This window comes from Chryseobacterium sp. YIM B08800 (assembly GCF_026163565.1).
Classification (GTDB): domain Bacteria; phylum Bacteroidota; class Bacteroidia; order Flavobacteriales; family Weeksellaceae; genus Chryseobacterium.
The window spans coordinates 59,279-74,802 of the sequence record NZ_JAPDKN010000016.1 but is presented as its reverse complement, the minus strand read 5'-3'; the positions used below and the strand labels follow the sequence as shown (position 1 = coordinate 74,802).

Genomic DNA, 15,524 nt, shown 5'->3' with positions numbered 1-15,524 from the left:
CTAGTTTTTAATTTTTTCCAATATAAAAATTGATTCCAAGACCAAATCGTATTGCCTGATCATTTCTTTTTCCTGTTGTGAGATTTTCCCAATCATCACTGAATCCCATATCATACTGTGAGGAAAGCCTTAAACCAATATTTTGTTTTACTAAATATTCCAATCCGCCACCAACTTGTGCTTTATATCTTGATTTATCCTGCGAAAACATTGTTGCAACTCCACCATAGACGTATGGCGAAAGTTTGTATTGTGGAATGATTATGTATTCAAGATTAATTTCTGTAACGAAAAATGAGCGAGACATTATGTTATCATTTTGAATCTTGAAATAATTGGCATTTCCTTCTAAATTGAAATTTTTGTTGAGGAAATATTTGATTCCAACTTTCCCACCAATATTGGTTGCAGGATTTACATAATCATCTTTTACCTGCTGCGTTTCAACATTTCCAAAAATTGAAAAATTCTGTCTGCTGTCGTTAGGATATTTATTTCCTATTAATCTTTTATTGCTATTGGCTTGCTCGGCATTGTACTCATCAATAAGTTTTTGGTATTTACCGTTTGAATCAACTGCTTTTCCCCAAATCTTATCACGAACACCTTCTACAATTAAAGATTTCACCGCTTTTTCTATAGCATCTGTTACCGCCAATTGAACGGGCTCATTTTGAGTCATTCCAACCTCAGCTTCCAAAAGTCTTTCAGCATCAACATATCTGAAGAAGCTTCCGTTTACACTTGTAGAAAGAATTGTTTTGGAAACATAAACTGTTTTTAAAATTTCTCCGTTTAAAGTAGAGACCGCTCTCAGATAAATAGTAATCCTGTCTTGTCGGTATTGTGAAGAAGCACCGATCCCAAAATATCTTGCGCCTACTCCACCGGTCAAGATATTGCTGTCGTAAGAAATGACACCACCTTCCAAAAGAATTCCGGCGTACAATAATGGCGGCAATCCCTGACTGTTATTTTTATCTGCGTCTTTCAGATACTCCTGTCTTGTGGAACGGATGATTTGTCTTTCGTTTAAAAGATTTGCAATATTTTCTCTTTCGATAGGAATAAACCAATGGCTGTCTTCCAAAGCTTTAATTAGAATTGTGGTGGTACCTTGTGGAACTGCCGTACTCCAGTTGTTTCCGTTTTCTGCAGGTTTGTACTGCCCGGTTTGATCCCGAAATTTATATACTCCGATAACAATTTTTTCTTTAGGAGCTGGTAAGTTTTTGAGTTCTGTAGTATAAGGTGTGATTTCGCCAATCATCGATTTTTCTTTTGAAGAAGGCAATCCAATCATAGAACCGCATCCCAATACAATAGACAAAACCATTATACAGAATAACATTTTGACATTAATATAACTTTTCATGATCGTTTTTAGTTTTTTTTATTTTGGAATGACAATCTCTGACTGATCTCCCGAACCGGTATCCAAAATATTTATTAATAGTCCTTGAGCTGTAGTAGTCACTTGCAAATACAGTGAACCAAATATGTAATTTCCTGGTTTTAGCGCTCCATCACCAAACTGTTCCTGAAATAATTTGCTAGAAAGCTGACTCAAGATTTGCCTGTTCAGACTTTGTGTAAAACTGTCTAGAGAGTTTAAACCACTTAATAAATTATCTATATTAGACTTTTCATCAAACTGATTCTGAGCATTGGCAGAGCTCAAAAGCCACTGATAATTAAAGGTATCGCCACCAAATGCGGGATTGATAGGTTTATATACCAGTTGCTGAGATTTTGCGAGAAATGTCCCGGCAAAAAGTATCATTACAACGGTTAAATTTTTCATGACTATTCATTTTAGTATATAAATTCATTTTTTATGAGATTTTTCCTGATATTATATTCTTTGATGTATCTTAAAGTATAGGCAAGCTGCTCCATCAGATAGTCTTCACTTGGGTTTGTAATAAAGTTGTAAATAACCTTATCATCAATTTCGATGTTTATTTGTCCGCTTGTGCCTCTTGCCGGAAGTTCAGAAATTTTTATACTTGAAGTGCTTTTATCGGGAATCTGACTGTACTGAATGTAAAACATATCATAGAAATCTCTTCCCACTTTTGTTTTGGTGTCGTCAATTGTAAGACCTTTCAGTTCAAAAGCGTCTTCTTTTTCGACCTGACTGATTTTTTTATTAAAAAAATTCTGATTAATTTCTAAACTGTCTTTAGATATGAGTTTCTGGGTTTGCTCGTCTCGGATGTAGAGAAACGCTTTCAGTGCATCTTTATTTTCTAAACCTACATTGATTTCAGATAACGATTTTGTTTCTCCCGGATTAATAGAGAATTTCCCACTTTGTTTGTTGTTGGAAAGGTTTCCATTTTCTCCTTTTTTAATGCTTATCAAAAGGTAATTGAGCTCTACGTAAGTTGGAGTATTATTAGTAACAATCGCTTTTATTTTAAGCTGTTTTTCAAGCGTTTCATTTTCAATTTTTGCAATAATTCTCTTATCCTCTTGCCCAAAAGTTGATGAGGGCAAGAGCATAAGAAACAAAAAAACTAATAATGAATAAAAACTTTTCATCGCATTTCATCTAATAATTTCTTACAAATACGGTTTTATTATCTGCTTTTACATTAATCTGCATTCCGTCTGAAACGCTGTTACTGCCTGTAACATCAACAATATTATTATAACCTTGTACAGTGACAGCGGCTTTGGTTTCTTTTTCGGTAAAACCATTATTAAAATAAATACTATTTTGATCACCAAGCTGCTGAATAATAATGTTGGTTTTAGAACTGATAGTAAGATCTGCGTTATTCCCGTTTCCAACCTGTGCAACAACAGATGATGAATTATTTTGCGGAATACTTTGAAGAGAAATCACATCTATAATTGTATTGCTATTGATTTTATTCCAATCAATTTGTTGCGACTTCCCCCAAAGAAATGTGAAGAAGATAATACATGATATTAATTTGGTTAAGGCTTTCATTTTTTTTATTTAAAGGTACCCTATTACACAGCCTTACGAAACACTCCTTACCATTACAAAATTAAAATCACTACTTTCCGTTACATCACATCAACGTTTCTACGAATTATCTTTAAACAAAAAAAGAGAAGCCGAAGCCTCTCTTTGTTGAATAAAAAATAACCTAAGAATTAATTAGATTGGGTCACCGATAACGTATTACTGTTTCCTATTTGAGTTCCTACATGAAGATGAGAAGTTCCATTTTGATAAATATAAGCTTGGTTTGAATTACCTAACTGAATATCTAAAGCGGTATTAGAATTACCTGTTTGGCCTTGCTCTAAATAATTACCATTACCAATTTGAGCAGCATAAGCTTGGTTATCATCTCCGAATTGCCCTACAAAAGCTTGGTTGTTATTACCCAATTGACCATGAACGGCAACGTTATCGTCACCATCCTGCCATTGTACAATTAGGTTTGAGTTTCCAGCTTGAGCAGCTACAGCACTATTTCCAGATCCCATTTGGTATTGTCCGGCTGCATTAGAATTACCTACTTGAAGAGCGGTTGCTGAGTTGTCATTTCCATCTTGGTACTGTACGATTGAATTACTTGCTCCGTACTGAGTTGCAGAAGCATCGTTTCTGTTACCTAATTGATCTTGATCTACACTATTCCAGCCTCCCCATTGTAAAGTTGAAGCATCGTTTCTGTTTCCTACCTGATTGGTATTATTAACGTTAAGCCAACCGGTTTGATCAACATCAACGTTATTTCTGTTACCGTCGCTCACAACTGTATTAGAGTTTTGTATTCCGGTTTGATCAATCGTTGCAACGTTACGATTTCCATCCTGTAATAATGAGTTTGAATTTAGCATTCCTGTTTGTGTAACAGTTGCTGCATTTAAATTTCCATTTTGAGTGCTAACATCCATGTTCATTTGAGCGAATGTGAACCCCATAGCTGTTAGTGTTAAAACACCAGTAATTAAATTTCTCATTTCAGTAAAATTTGTTGGTTAATAATGAGACAAAGATAGAAGCACTAAACACCGGAAAAAACACTGCAAAAGTGTAAATTTTAAAAATCACCGAATGCAGTTTGTATTGTAACTGTTTTCAGTTTTTCTTTATAACGGCTATTAGTTACACAACATAATCAAAATTATCATTTCCGAGTTTTTAAACTTAAAATTAATTTTAATTAACATTTTCACACTTCCTTTCTACAAGATATATTAGTAAATTTGAACTATGAGTTTTGGAAAAGATTTACTACGAAAAATAAAAAATGCTGAGTTGGCAGGCGCCAATGCACACGGAATTTTCTCTCCGCCTTCACGCCCTATATTTACCTATGATCAGGTTTTAGAAAAAAATCCGAAATTTGCGGCTGTAAATATTGTTTTATATCTAAAAGACAACGAGTGGCATTTCCCTCTGATTGTAAGAAGTACAAACGAAAGAGACCGACACAGCGGACAAATCTCCCTTCCCGGCGGAAAACGTGAGGAGCTTGATAAAGATTTTGCCCAAACCGCAATCCGTGAAACGTCTGAAGAAATTGGTATCGAAAAACATTATGTGAGAATTATACGGGAGCTCTCTCCTATTTACATTCCGCCAAGTAATTTTTATGTGTATCCTTTTATTTCTTACACCAAAAAAAATCCTGAATTTATTTTGCAGCAAAGTGAAGCTGTAGAAGTGATAGAATTTCCTATCACCTCATTTTTAAATTTACCAGACAGCCCTGAAATCATGGCACTTCCCGGAGCCGGAGGTCATGAAGTTCCGGTAATCAATTTTAATGGATATATTATTTGGGGCGCCACAGCGATGATCTTAAGCGAATTCAGCCAGTTGATTAAAAAAATGTAACTTTGCAACTATTATGTTTAATTGAAAAATGGCGAAGAAGAACATTTTTACCGATTCATTCGGAACACCTTATTTTTTAAAAAGATTAATCATTTTTATTCTGGGAATTGTTTCTTACAGAAGATTCAATGGTTTCAACAAGCTTAAAATCACCGGAACCGAAAATTTGGTAGATCTTCCGGATTCTAATGTGCTTTTCGTATCAAATCACCAAACGTATTTTGCAGATGTTGCCGCAATGTATCATGCATTTTGTGCGGTAAATAACGGATATTTAAATACTATTAAAAATCCTATTTATCTTCTTAATCCCAAAATCGATTTTTATTACGTAGCTGCCGAAGAAACCATGAATAAAGGAATTCTTCCTAAAATTTTTAAAATTGCAGGTGCAGTTACCGTAAAAAGAACATGGAGGTCTGAAGGTAAAAACGTCAACCGAATGGTAGATCTTGGAGAGATCGACAATATTATGAAAGCTCTCGACAACGGTTGGGTAGCAACTTTCCCACAAGGAACAACCGCCGCTTTTGCACAAGGAAGAAAAGGAACGGCAAAATTGATAAAAAACCAGCGCCCAATTGTGATTCCTATTAAAATAAATGGGTTCAGAAGAGCGTTTGATAAAAAAGGACTTCGTGTAAAAGTAACCGGAGTAAAACCAACCATGGAGTTTAAAAAACCTTTGGACATTGATTACGACAAAGAAAATGCACAGCAGATTCTTCTTAAAATAATGACTGCCATTGAGCAGACCGAAGATTTTAATATCCTACACACCTATGATGAAGAAATTAAGGCTAAAAAATCTGAACAGTCTAATTCTCAAAACTAAAAAACAATGAAGAAGATTTTAGGTGTATTTTTAATAATGATCACCATACTTTCTTGTAACAGTCAGAAAGTTTATCAGGATTTTGATATCAGTTATTCTAAAAGCGGAGGTTATGCTCCTACTTACGAGAACCTTTTAATTAAAGGAAATGATGTACATTATTCTTTTGAAGGACAGGGTAAAAAAATAAAGAAAAGCTTTAAAGTATCTAATGAAGATCTGAAAAATCTGGAAGAAACACTTTCAAAAAATAATTTCAGAAGAATTCAGGAAGATCATAAAAAAGTTTATGATAATGTGACAACTTCAATCAACATCAAGAAAGGTGTAAATGAAGGAAGCAAAAACGACGGAAGCATGATTATGCCCAATTACAAAACCAATTGGGAAAACATTACCGCTGAATTTCAGAAACTCATAAACAACAACGTAAAAAATTAGGAAAATAAGTTGAAAACTCATTTTATTGCTATTGGCGGAAGCGCAATGCACAACCTTGCAATTGCACTTAAAGATAAAGGATATCATGTGACAGGTTCAGATGATGCTATTTTTGAACCTTCCAAATCGAGATTAGAAAAAAAAGGAATTCTTCCCGAAGAAATGGGCTGGTTTCCTGAAAAAATCACGTCTGATATTGAGGCGGTGATCCTCGGAATGCACGCTCATCAAGACAATCCTGAGTTGGCAAAAGCAAAAGAATTAGGTTTAAAAATATATTCTTATCCTGAGTTTCTTTACGAACAATCGAAAACTAAAACCAGAGTTGTCATTGCAGGTTCCCACGGAAAAACCACAATTACATCAATGATCCTTCACGTTCTGAATTTCCATCAGAAAGATGTAGATTATATGGTCGGAGCTCAATTGGAAGGCTTCGACTGTATGGTAAAATTGACCGAAGACAATGATTTTATGGTGTTGGAAGGTGACGAATACCTTTCCTCTCCTATCGATCTGCGTTCAAAATTTCTTTTATATCAGCCAAATATCGCTTTAATGAGCGGTATTGCATGGGATCATATCAATGTTTTCAAAACATTTGACGATTACATCGAGCAGTTCAGAAGATTTGTAGCAAGCATTACTCCGGGTGGAGTTTTGGTATACAATGAAGAAGATGCAGAAGTGGTAAAAGTGGTAGAAAATGCTGAAAATTATTTCAGAAAAATCCCATATAAAACTCCTGAATACGAGATCAGCAACGGAAAAGTACTTCTTAAGACCGAGATGGGTGATATTCCGCTTTCTGTTTTTGGGGCGCACAATTTATTAAATCTTGAAGGAGCAAGACATATTTGCCATACTTTGGGAATTATGGATGAAGATTTCTATGATGCCATTATGAGTTTTAAAGGCGCTTCAAAACGTCTGGAAAAAGTAGAAAGAGAAGATAGAGGAATTCTTTATAAAGATTTTGCGCACGCTCCAAGCAAAGTAAAAGCAGCTGTAAAAGCATTTTGTGAACAGTTTAAAAATGAAAAAAAATACGGTTTTCTTGAACTTCATACGTATTCAAGTTTAAATCCTATTTTTCTTGAACAATACGATCACGCAATGGACGGATTAGACGAAGCCATAGTTTTCTATTCTGAAGATGCTTTAAAAATAAAAAGAATGGAGCCAATTTCTCCGGATTTAATTAAAGAGAAATTTAAAAATGAAAACCTGAAAGTCTTTACCAACGCTGAAGAGCTTCATGCTTATTGGGATTTGCTGGATAAAACTCAGGGAGTCTACATGATGATGAGTTCAGGAAATTTCGGAGGTTTAGATTTAACGAAATAATTCATTATAAAAAATGATTTCAAACATAGAACCCTTTCAAAACTTTGAAAGGGTTTATTATTAGTTATGATATTTTCCCGTTATTTATCGGGATTCAGCATTTTTGCAATCGAAATTGCATCAGAAACTGTATCCAGAGAATAAATCTGCATCACTCCTTGATTGGCAGCTGCTTGTGCCAAAGTATTTTGCTGCTGCTGAGCTGCCACGGCGTTTTCAAACATAAGTCCTGTAGAATGTGCTGCAGACTGATAAACATTTCCTAAAGCCATTGCCGGAGCTTCGGCAACAACTTTCACATTAGACTGTGTGACAGCATCTGTAATTTGTTGATTTTCATTCGGATTCATAGTTTTAGTTTTTAGATTAATGTAAAGTTAAAACAAATTTCAAATACAATCGCTAATTAGTTTTTCTAAAATATTCTGAGTTGAGAGCTCGCTGTAATCTACAATTGATTGTCCTACCCAAAGATTGACAAACTCACCATTCTTCGCCGTTTTAGCGATTCTTCTCATTTCTCCGGTCAGCTTATTTTGATACGGATATGGCAAAATATATTCTGAACTTTCAATGGCTTCAATAAATTTATTTTTAATTCCTCTTGCATAACGCCCCGAAAAACTTTTCGTTAACACAATATCTTTTTCATTCACATTCTTTAACCTTTCTTTTTCAAAATCCTGTAAAGTACTTTCCTGAGAAGCCAGCAAAAGACTTCCTATCTGAAAACCTTCAGCGCCCAATTCTTTTGCAGCAGCCAACGTTTTTGCGTTATAAATTCCGCCTGCATAAATTAGAGGAACTTTTACGGAATCATAAACCTGAGAAAGCAAAGAAAGTCCACCAATTTGAGGAATATTTTCCGAAACAAAACTCCCTCTGTGACCCCCGGCTTCGATTCCCTGAACGCAAATAATGTCGACACCTGATCTTTCTAATTCCAAAGCTTCTTCTACGGAAGTACAGGTTCCCATTAAAACCGTTCCGTTTTCTTTTAATTTCTGAATACTTTTATTATCAAGGTTTCCAAAAGTAAAACTCAGAATTTTACAGTTTTCATTTATAATAGCATCAATTTGTTCGTGATAAGAGTTGATTTCTAGGCTTTCTAATTCTGGAAGATCAATCTCCATATTATTTTCCTGAGCTAAATTTTCAAGGTATTTTTTCGTCTTAGAATACTGTTGTTTTAATTCATCCGTAATTTCAGGAATCTGATGAACAAAAATATTAGCCGCAAAAGGTTGATTGGTCAGTTTTTTAGTTTTACGAATCAGTTCAACAGATTTTTCGGCAGAAAGGTCAGCCAATGCCAACGAACCTAAACAACCCGCTTTTGCTGTAGCTGCAGTCATTTCCGGAGTGCTAACTCCAAACATCGGCGCTTGTATGATGGGATATTTTATTTTTAAAATTTTGCTGATGGTTTCAGGGAAAAGCATAAAATTTCTTTTACTTAAAATTAGTCAATTATTTTTTCCCTTATCATTCTTAAAACATGATTTTCGTTTTCTTGATTAATTTTTTAAATTTAACCGAAAAATAAGAAATGTCTTATACAATTAGGATAGCGGTTGCAGACGACTATCCGAAACTGGTTCAAATTTGGGAATCTGCCGTAAAAGCCACCCATGATTTTTTATCGGAAAGTGATTTTGAATATTTCAAAAAAGCAATTCCTGAGCAGCATTTCCCTCATCTTGAAGTTTATATTATTTTCGAAAATAATGATCCAAAAGGATTTGGTGCAGTTTCAGAAGATACTTTAGAAATGCTTTTTATACATAATGACGCTCGTGGAAAAGGTTTAGGGAAAAAACTTTATCAATTTTTGCATGATAAAACAGGTTGCACAAAAGTAGATGTGAACGAACAAAATCCGGAGGCAATAGGATTTTATGAAAAAATGGGATTTAGAAAAACAGGAAGGTCAGAAAAAGATGGTTCGGGTAAAGATTATCCGCTGATTCACATGAGTCTTTAATTATGTTAAGCTTAAAAACTTTCGTCCTGTAATTTTTCGTAAATTGGTATGGCAAATCATATCAATTTTTCGATAAATGCCCACACAAACTTCTCCGCGCCAAACTGTAAAAAAAGTTCTCCCGTTGATTTTAGCAACTGCCATTTTTATGCAGATGCTCGATTCTACAATTCTGAATACTTCCCTTCCTTCGATTGCAAGAGATCTAAATGAGTCTCCGCTGAATATGCAGAATGCAATTATCAGCTATGTTTTAACATTGGCAGTTTTCATGCCTGCAAGCGGATTTTTGGCAGACCGTTTCGGAACGAGGAGGGTTTTTATATTTTCATTAGTCCTTTTTAGTTTAGGTTCTTTGTTTTGCGCGCTTTCCCAAAACCTTACACATTTAGTTATTTCACGAGTAATTCAGGGAGTTGGCGGAAGTTTGATGACTCCTGTTGGAAAACTGGCTTTAATAAAAACTTTCAATCGAAACGAATTGCTTAAAGCTATGAATTTTGCAATCGTTCCGGCTTTAATTGGTCCTGTTCTCGGTCCGCTTGTCGGAGGTTACATGGTAGATTATCTTTCGTGGCACTGGATTTTCCTCATTAATATTCCGATTGGGATTTTAGGAATTGTTTTAGGTTTAAAATATATGCCCAATTACAATTCTCGGGAAACCGATTTTGACCTGAAAGGTTTTATGATCTTTGCAGCAGCTTCTCTCCTGCTTTCTGTTTCATTGGAGCTTTTCGGAGATATGCAGAATATTACACCGGTTTTACTCGTTTTTATTTTAGGATTTTTGTTCCTTTACTATTATTACAGACACGCGAAAAGAGGCAACAATCCTATTTTTCCTTTAAGTTTATTTCAGGTTCGTACATTCCGTGTTGGGATCGTAGGAAATCTAGCAACGAGATTAGGGATCAGCTCGGTTCCGTTATTGCTTCCTTTGATGATTCAGATTGCGTATGGTCAATCAGCCGTAACTTCAGGCTGGATCATTGCGCCAATGGCTTTAACAGCGATGTTTGGAAAATCTTCCGTTATTAAAATTTTAAATAAATTTGGCTACCGAAGAACTTTGATGGTGAATACATTTATTATCGGAGTATTAATTTGCTGTCTTGCCATTCCTGATATTCATACTTCTATTTTCTGGTTTGTTCCCGTGATCGCTATTTTAGGATTTTTCAATTCAATCCAATTTACATCGATGAATACCATTTCTATCGCAGACTTACGAAACTTTCAAACAAGCAGTGGAAATTCTTTGATTTCTGTAAATCAACAATTAGCCATCGGATTCGGAATTGCTTTTGGTTTAATTGTTTTAAAAATTTACGAAAACAGCCCCGAATTAATTAAACACGAAACCCACAACGCATTTCGCTACACTTTCCTTACCGTAGGAATTTTGACCATTTTATCAAGCTTAGTTTTTAGAAGACTTCACACATTCGACGGCAGAAACATGAAATCCGAAGGATAAAACCAAACTCTCAGATTCTCCAACCCCAAAACTCTCCAACTCTAAAACCCTCCAACTTACTTACCACACATCAATGTAATTCTCTTCTGACTGTTCTAATTTTGTTTAAAATTAAAACATCTATTATGACAACAAAAAAAATAGAAATCATAGTTCCACCAAAACCTGCTCATTTTGTAGGTGATGGTTTCAGAGTACACAATTTTATTCCGGGTGCTTATCATTTAGATATGAAAAGAATGGATCCGTTTATCATGCTTGATTATAATTCTAAATTTCATTTTAACGGTTCAGAAACGCCTCGCGGAGTTGGGGTACATCCACACAGAGGTTTTGAAACAGTAACGATTGCTTACCAAGGAAAAGTAGAGCATCACGACAGTGCAGGAGGCGGTGGAATTATTGGTGAAGGAGATATACAGTGGATGACTGCTGCAAGTGGAATTTTACACAAAGAATATCACGAAAAAGAATGGTCAAAAACTGGAGGTATTTTCCAAATGGTACAGCTTTGGGTAAACCTTCCTGCAAAAGATAAAATGAGTGCTCCAAAATATCAGGCCATTAAAAACTCAGAAATAAAAAGAGCAGATCTAGGTGAAAACGGATTAGTAGAAATTATCGCTGGAGAATATCAAAATATAAAAGGTTCTGCATCTACATTCAGCCCGGTCAATTTGATGAATGCCAAATTAAGATCAGGAGGAAAAGCAGACTTTAATTTTCCTGCAAATTTCAATACCGCAGCTTTGGTGGTTGAAGGAAGCATCTTAGTGAATGGTGAAGAAAAAGTAAAAACTGACCATTTGGTTTTGTTTAAAAATGAAGGTGAAAATTTCACCATCGAAGCAACAGAAGATTCTGTAGTATTAATTCTAAGTGGCGAACCTTTAAATGAACCCATTTTCCCTCACGGTCCTTTTGTAATGAACAGCAGGGAAGAGATCATGCAGGCTTTTGAAGATTTCAATACCGGAAAATTCGGGTATTTAGAAGATTAATTTACAATTATTAATTGTCACATTTGTCATTCTGACGAAGGAAGGATTTCTTTTAAAGAAGATTATTCATTATGCTTTACTTCGTCAGAAGGATAAAAATTAAAATAAACTCACAACTTAAAAAATATAAACATCATGAAACCAGAATTTGAAAACATTCCATTAGTAAAAAACGAAGACAAAAAAAGATTTGAGATCGAAGTAAACGGTCATTTCGCATTTATCGATTATAAAGAAACAAGTCAGCGAATCGCATTGATACATACCGAAGCTGAGCCTGAATTAGCAGGAACCGGAGCTGCTGCTGCAGTGGTTGAAAAAACGTTGATCTATATTGAAGAAAGTGGCAAAAAGTTGCTTCCATTTTGTCCCTACGTTTTTGCGTTCATCAAAAAAAATCCAGATTGGAAACGCATTGTAGACGAAAAATTTGAAGGCTACGATAAACTTTAATTTTTATTAAAGTAGCCTTAAATAGAATAAATTTTAATTAAATTAGCTATCCACAAAAACTAAAATCACAATATTTATGTCAAATATCGGACTTATATTAGAAGAAAAATCCGCAGATATCGGAAATTTTTTAGTGGGAAGATTATTGCCTTTCCGTGAAAAAAGAGCGGTTGGTCCTTTCGTTTTTATCGATCATATGGGACCTGCAGAATTAAAAGATTATCAGAATCTTGATGTTCCGCCACATCCTCACATTGGTCTTTCTACTTTAACTTATCTTTTGGAAGGTTCTATTTTTCACAGAGACAGCATTGGAAGCGCTCTTGAGATAAAACCGGGCGCTGTGAACTGGATGACTGCCGGAAAAGGTGTGGTACACTCAGAAAGAACTCCTGAATATTTAAGGAATACAGATAAAAAACTTCACGGTTTTCAAATTTGGGTAGGTCTTCCAAAACATTTGGAACAAAGCGAACCTACTTTTCATCATATTGAAGCCGATGAACTTCCGGTTTGGGAAGATGGCGACATTCAGTATAAATTGATTGCTGGTGAAGCTTTCGATAAAAAATCTCCCGTTCCTGTTCACAGTAAATTATTTTTTATTGAAATTAAAACTAAAACCGCACAGAAAATCAGCATTGGAAAAGATCTTTATGGTGAAGCAGCGATGTATGTTTTAGACGGAACGGTAAATATTGAAGATAATTCTTACGGTTCAAAGCAATTGCTGATTGCCAAAAACACGCAACTTTGTGAGTTTGAAATGAGCGAAAACGGAACAGTTTATCTTTTCGGAGGTGAACCTTTTGATGAAGAACGTTTCATTTTCTGGAATTTTGTAAATTCAGACAAAGAAATGATTGACGAAGCAAAAGTAAACTGGAATGACCAGAACCATGATGCTTTTCCTTTGGTTCCCGGAGACGAACAGGAGTATGTTCCGCTTCCTAAAGCCATTTTAAACAGAAAATAGAAGCAATATTTTATAAACAGTTCAATTTTACAGATGAAAAACCTGACACTTTTATTTTTACTATGTCTCTCTTTTTTTGGAACTGCGCAAACCGTAACAGAGCCTAAAAATAATCCGGCAGAATGGTCAAAAGACTACGAACCTTTCAAAATTGTAGGCAATCTGTATTATGTAGGAACTTATGATCTTGCATCTTATCTCATTGTGACCGATAAAGGCAATATTTTGATCAACACAGGTTTGGCGGATTCTTATTCTACCATTAAAAAAAATATCGAAAAGCTAGGTTTTAAGTATAAAGACATCAAAATTCTTACCTTAACGCAGGCTCATTTTGATCACATGGGAGCTATGGCTCAGATAAAAAAAGAGACCGGTGCAAAGCTTTATGTTGATGCAAAAGATGCCGAAGAATTGAAAAGTGGTGGAAAATCTGACTACGAAATGGGAAAATACGGAGTAACTTTCGAACCTGTACAGCCTGATTTTCTTTTAAAAAACAATGCTAAAATCAAACTGGGAAATATGGTATTGACCTTACTTCATCATCCCGGTCATACAAAAGGATCTTGCAGTTTCTTATTTGAGACCAAAGAAGGAAATAAAAATTACAAAGTTCTAATTGCCAATTTACCTTCGATTATCATTGACCACAAATTCTCGGATGTAAAAAAATATCCTACTATTCAGAAAGATTATGGATATACTTTTGAAGCGATGAAAAAAATAAATTTCGATGTTTGGGTAGCTTCACATGCAAGTCAGTTTGATCTTCATAAAAAGCGAAAAGAAGGAGATTCTTACAACCCAAAGTTGTTTATGGATAAAGAAAATTATTTTAAAAGGCTTAAAGATCTGGAAAAAGATTATCTGGAAAAAGTAAAAGAAGATTCAGCGAAAAATAATTAATTCAGGATTTTCTTTTTTAAAATTTAAAAACAAATAAACATGAAAATATTAGCATTTGCAGGAAGTACTTCTTCCACATCTATCAACAGAGAGCTCGTAAAATTTGTTCTGAAAAACTTTCAGGAACACGAGATTAATTTAATCGACCTTAATGATTTCACGATGCCTGTATTTTCTGTTGATCTTGAAAAGAAAGGTTTTCCGGATGAAGCGCATAACTTTTTAAAGCAAATAGAAGAATGTGATGTTATTATCTGTTCTTTAGCAGAGCATAACCGTTCTTATTCGGCGGCTTTTAAAAATGTATTCGACTGGGCTTCGAGGATCAATGTAAAAGTTTTCCAAAATAAACCGATGCTTTTGATGAGTACTTCTCCGGGAGGTTATGGTGGCGGAAATGTAATGAATACTGCAAAAACTTTTTTCCCGCAGTTTGCTGCAGAGGTGAAAGAAACTTTTTCATTACCTAAATTTTACGAAAATTTCGATTTGGAAAGTGGAGTTATCAATCCTGAAATGCTGAACGATTTAAATAATAAAATAGAAAGTTTTAAAAATCAGATTGCTTAATTAAAAACTGTGAGAATCTGTGAAATCTGTGGAACTTTTTAACCACAAAAGGCACAAAAGATTTTATCATTTTAGATTTTAAGCTTAGAATATTCAAAACGACAAGAACACATAAGTTTTTAAAATCAAAGATTTTCTAACATCTAACATCTAACATCTAACATCTAACATCTAACATCGAACATCTAACATCTAACATCTCACATCTAACATCTAACATCTACCATCTAACATCTAACATCTAACCTCTAACATCTAACATCTAACATCTAACATCTAACATCTAACAAAAATATGGCTGTAACTGTAAAAGCAAGTTTAGGCAAAACAAAATATTACACGGAAGTTGTCGCAGGCGAAAACAGTCTGATCACTGACGAACCCATCGACAAAGGCGGACAAAACAAAGGTTTTAATCCTTTTGAAATTCTTGCAACTTCTTTGGCAAGCTGTACTGCAGCCACTTTGAGAATGTACATCGACAGAAAAGAATGGGACGTTGAAAAAATTGACGTAGAAGTCGAGCTGGAAAACTTCCCTTTAACAAAACTCGCGGTTTTTAAAAGAAACATAAGTTTTGAAGGAAATGATTTGAGTGAAGAACAACTGAAAAGACTTCACACCATTGCAGATGCTTGTCCGGTACACAAAATGTTAAATAATGAAATAGAAATACAAACCAAATTTTCTTAAA

At 34.7% G+C, this 15,524-nt stretch carries 19 protein-coding genes; 12 read left to right on the top strand and 7 right to left on the bottom strand.

What is annotated here, in order from left to right:
- Positions 1–7: 7 nt before the first annotated feature.
- The 5 genes from OEW74_RS07755 to OEW74_RS07735 all read right to left on the bottom strand — a co-directional run bounded on the left by OEW74_RS07755 (position 8) and on the right by OEW74_RS07735 (position 3,951).
- Entirely contained in the window at positions 8–1,351 is a 1,344-nt protein-coding gene (locus tag OEW74_RS07755) for a CsgG/HfaB family protein (RefSeq protein ID WP_265427928.1), read from the bottom strand.
- Positions 1,352–1,393: 42 nt separating this feature from the next.
- Positions 1,394–1,804, bottom strand: a complete 411-nt coding sequence (locus OEW74_RS07750; RefSeq protein WP_265427927.1) for a curli production assembly/transport component CsgF — start codon at positions 1,802–1,804, stop codon at positions 1,394–1,396.
- An 11-nt stretch (positions 1,805–1,815) separates the two neighbouring features.
- Positions 1,816–2,547 carry a curli-like amyloid fiber formation chaperone CsgH gene (gene csgH / locus OEW74_RS07745; RefSeq protein WP_265427926.1) on the bottom strand — a complete coding sequence of 244 codons (732 nt, stop codon included), beginning with the start codon at positions 2,545–2,547 and terminating at the stop codon, positions 1,816–1,818.
- Positions 2,548–2,557: 10 nt separating this feature from the next.
- The gene (locus OEW74_RS07740) at positions 2,558–2,962 is read right to left on the bottom strand and encodes a hypothetical protein (RefSeq protein WP_265427925.1); all 405 of its coding nucleotides are present in this window, start codon (positions 2,960–2,962) and stop codon (positions 2,558–2,560) included.
- A 170-nt stretch (positions 2,963–3,132) separates the two neighbouring features.
- A complete protein-coding gene (locus OEW74_RS07735) occupies positions 3,133–3,951 on the bottom strand; it encodes a hypothetical protein (protein WP_265427924.1) in 819 nt (272 codons plus the stop codon).
- A gap of 253 nt (positions 3,952–4,204) precedes the next feature.
- Here OEW74_RS07735 and OEW74_RS07730 point away from each other — a divergent pair, with 253 nt between their 5' ends.
- The 4 genes from OEW74_RS07730 to OEW74_RS07715 are packed head-to-tail and all read left to right on the top strand — an operon-like array spanning position 4,205 to position 7,454.
- A complete protein-coding gene (locus OEW74_RS07730; protein ID WP_265427923.1) occupies positions 4,205–4,831 on the top strand; it encodes an NUDIX hydrolase in 627 nt (208 codons plus the stop codon).
- 28 nt (positions 4,832–4,859) lie between these two features.
- The gene (locus tag OEW74_RS07725) at positions 4,860–5,666 is read left to right on the top strand and encodes a lysophospholipid acyltransferase family protein (protein WP_265427922.1); all 807 of its coding nucleotides are present in this window, start codon (positions 4,860–4,862) and stop codon (positions 5,664–5,666) included.
- Positions 5,667–5,672: 6 nt separating this feature from the next.
- Positions 5,673–6,107 carry a hypothetical protein gene (locus tag OEW74_RS07720; protein WP_074229915.1) on the top strand — a complete coding sequence of 145 codons (435 nt, stop codon included), beginning with the start codon at positions 5,673–5,675 and terminating at the stop codon, positions 6,105–6,107.
- Between the two features lie 9 nt (positions 6,108–6,116).
- A complete protein-coding gene (locus OEW74_RS07715; protein ID WP_265427921.1) occupies positions 6,117–7,454 on the top strand; it encodes a UDP-N-acetylmuramate--L-alanine ligase in 1,338 nt (445 codons plus the stop codon).
- 80 nt (positions 7,455–7,534) lie between these two features.
- Here the strand turns inward: OEW74_RS07715 and OEW74_RS07710 are convergent, their stop codons facing one another.
- Entirely contained in the window at positions 7,535–7,804 is a 270-nt protein-coding gene (locus tag OEW74_RS07710; RefSeq protein ID WP_265427920.1) for a RebB family R body protein, read from the bottom strand.
- Positions 7,805–7,843: 39 nt separating this feature from the next.
- Positions 7,844–8,899 (bottom strand): NAD(P)H-dependent flavin oxidoreductase, encoded by a 1,056-nt coding sequence (locus OEW74_RS07705; protein ID WP_265427919.1) that lies wholly within the window; start codon positions 8,897–8,899, stop codon positions 7,844–7,846.
- A 107-nt stretch (positions 8,900–9,006) separates the two neighbouring features.
- On the opposite strand from OEW74_RS07705, the gene OEW74_RS07700 reads away from it, so the two are divergent.
- From OEW74_RS07700 to OEW74_RS07665, 8 genes are all read left to right on the top strand, one after another.
- Complete coding sequence (locus OEW74_RS07700; RefSeq protein WP_265427918.1) at positions 9,007–9,441, top strand: GNAT family N-acetyltransferase; 435 nt, start codon at positions 9,007–9,009, stop codon at positions 9,439–9,441.
- Positions 9,442–9,517: 76 nt separating this feature from the next.
- Entirely contained in the window at positions 9,518–10,921 is a 1,404-nt protein-coding gene (locus tag OEW74_RS07695) for a DHA2 family efflux MFS transporter permease subunit (RefSeq protein ID WP_265427917.1), read from the top strand.
- A 125-nt stretch (positions 10,922–11,046) separates the two neighbouring features.
- The gene (locus tag OEW74_RS07690; RefSeq protein ID WP_265427916.1) at positions 11,047–11,922 is read left to right on the top strand and encodes a pirin family protein; all 876 of its coding nucleotides are present in this window, start codon (positions 11,047–11,049) and stop codon (positions 11,920–11,922) included.
- A gap of 135 nt (positions 11,923–12,057) precedes the next feature.
- Positions 12,058–12,375 (top strand): GNAT family N-acetyltransferase, encoded by a 318-nt coding sequence (locus tag OEW74_RS07685; RefSeq protein ID WP_175621464.1) that lies wholly within the window; start codon positions 12,058–12,060, stop codon positions 12,373–12,375.
- A gap of 76 nt (positions 12,376–12,451) precedes the next feature.
- Complete coding sequence (locus tag OEW74_RS07680; RefSeq protein ID WP_265427915.1) at positions 12,452–13,351, top strand: pirin family protein; 900 nt, start codon at positions 12,452–12,454, stop codon at positions 13,349–13,351.
- Between the two features lie 33 nt (positions 13,352–13,384).
- Positions 13,385–14,260, top strand: coding sequence for a CPS family subclass B3 metallo-beta-lactamase (gene blaCPS / locus OEW74_RS07675; protein ID WP_265427914.1), 876 nt, complete (start codon positions 13,385–13,387; stop codon positions 14,258–14,260).
- Positions 14,261–14,299: 39 nt separating this feature from the next.
- Positions 14,300–14,830: an NADPH-dependent FMN reductase gene (locus tag OEW74_RS07670; RefSeq protein WP_265427913.1), complete on the top strand. Its 531-nt coding sequence runs from the start codon at positions 14,300–14,302 to the stop codon at positions 14,828–14,830.
- A gap of 294 nt (positions 14,831–15,124) precedes the next feature.
- Complete coding sequence (locus tag OEW74_RS07665) at positions 15,125–15,523, top strand: OsmC family protein (RefSeq protein ID WP_219242346.1); 399 nt, start codon at positions 15,125–15,127, stop codon at positions 15,521–15,523.
- Position 15,524 lies beyond the last annotated feature (1 nt).

Coding starts and splice junctions, on each gene's coding strand:
- OEW74_RS07755 (WP_265427928.1), bottom strand. CDS start 1,351: ATGTTATTCTGTATAATGGTTTTGTCTATTGTATTGGGATGCGGTTCT.
- OEW74_RS07750 (WP_265427927.1), bottom strand. CDS start 1,804: ATGAAAAATTTAACCGTTGTAATGATACTTTTTGCCGGGACATTTCTC.
- csgH (WP_265427926.1), bottom strand. CDS start 2,547: ATGAAAAGTTTTTATTCATTATTAGTTTTTTTGTTTCTTATGCTCTTG.
- OEW74_RS07740 (WP_265427925.1), bottom strand. CDS start 2,962: ATGAAAGCCTTAACCAAATTAATATCATGTATTATCTTCTTCACATTT.
- OEW74_RS07735 (WP_265427924.1), bottom strand. CDS start 3,951: ATGAGAAATTTAATTACTGGTGTTTTAACACTAACAGCTATGGGGTTC.
- OEW74_RS07730 (WP_265427923.1), top strand. CDS start 4,205: ATGAGTTTTGGAAAAGATTTACTACGAAAAATAAAAAATGCTGAGTTG.
- OEW74_RS07725 (WP_265427922.1), top strand. CDS start 4,860: ATGGCGAAGAAGAACATTTTTACCGATTCATTCGGAACACCTTATTTT.
- OEW74_RS07720 (WP_074229915.1), top strand. CDS start 5,673: ATGAAGAAGATTTTAGGTGTATTTTTAATAATGATCACCATACTTTCT.
- OEW74_RS07710 (WP_265427920.1), bottom strand. CDS start 7,804: ATGAATCCGAATGAAAATCAACAAATTACAGATGCTGTCACACAGTCT.
- OEW74_RS07705 (WP_265427919.1), bottom strand. CDS start 8,899: ATGCTTTTCCCTGAAACCATCAGCAAAATTTTAAAAATAAAATATCCC.
- OEW74_RS07700 (WP_265427918.1), top strand. CDS start 9,007: ATGTCTTATACAATTAGGATAGCGGTTGCAGACGACTATCCGAAACTG.
- OEW74_RS07695 (WP_265427917.1), top strand. CDS start 9,518: ATGCCCACACAAACTTCTCCGCGCCAAACTGTAAAAAAAGTTCTCCCG.
- OEW74_RS07690 (WP_265427916.1), top strand. CDS start 11,047: ATGACAACAAAAAAAATAGAAATCATAGTTCCACCAAAACCTGCTCAT.
- OEW74_RS07685 (WP_175621464.1), top strand. CDS start 12,058: ATGAAACCAGAATTTGAAAACATTCCATTAGTAAAAAACGAAGACAAA.
- OEW74_RS07680 (WP_265427915.1), top strand. CDS start 12,452: ATGTCAAATATCGGACTTATATTAGAAGAAAAATCCGCAGATATCGGA.
- blaCPS (WP_265427914.1), top strand. CDS start 13,385: ATGAAAAACCTGACACTTTTATTTTTACTATGTCTCTCTTTTTTTGGA.
- OEW74_RS07670 (WP_265427913.1), top strand. CDS start 14,300: ATGAAAATATTAGCATTTGCAGGAAGTACTTCTTCCACATCTATCAAC.
- OEW74_RS07665 (WP_219242346.1), top strand. CDS start 15,125: ATGGCTGTAACTGTAAAAGCAAGTTTAGGCAAAACAAAATATTACACG.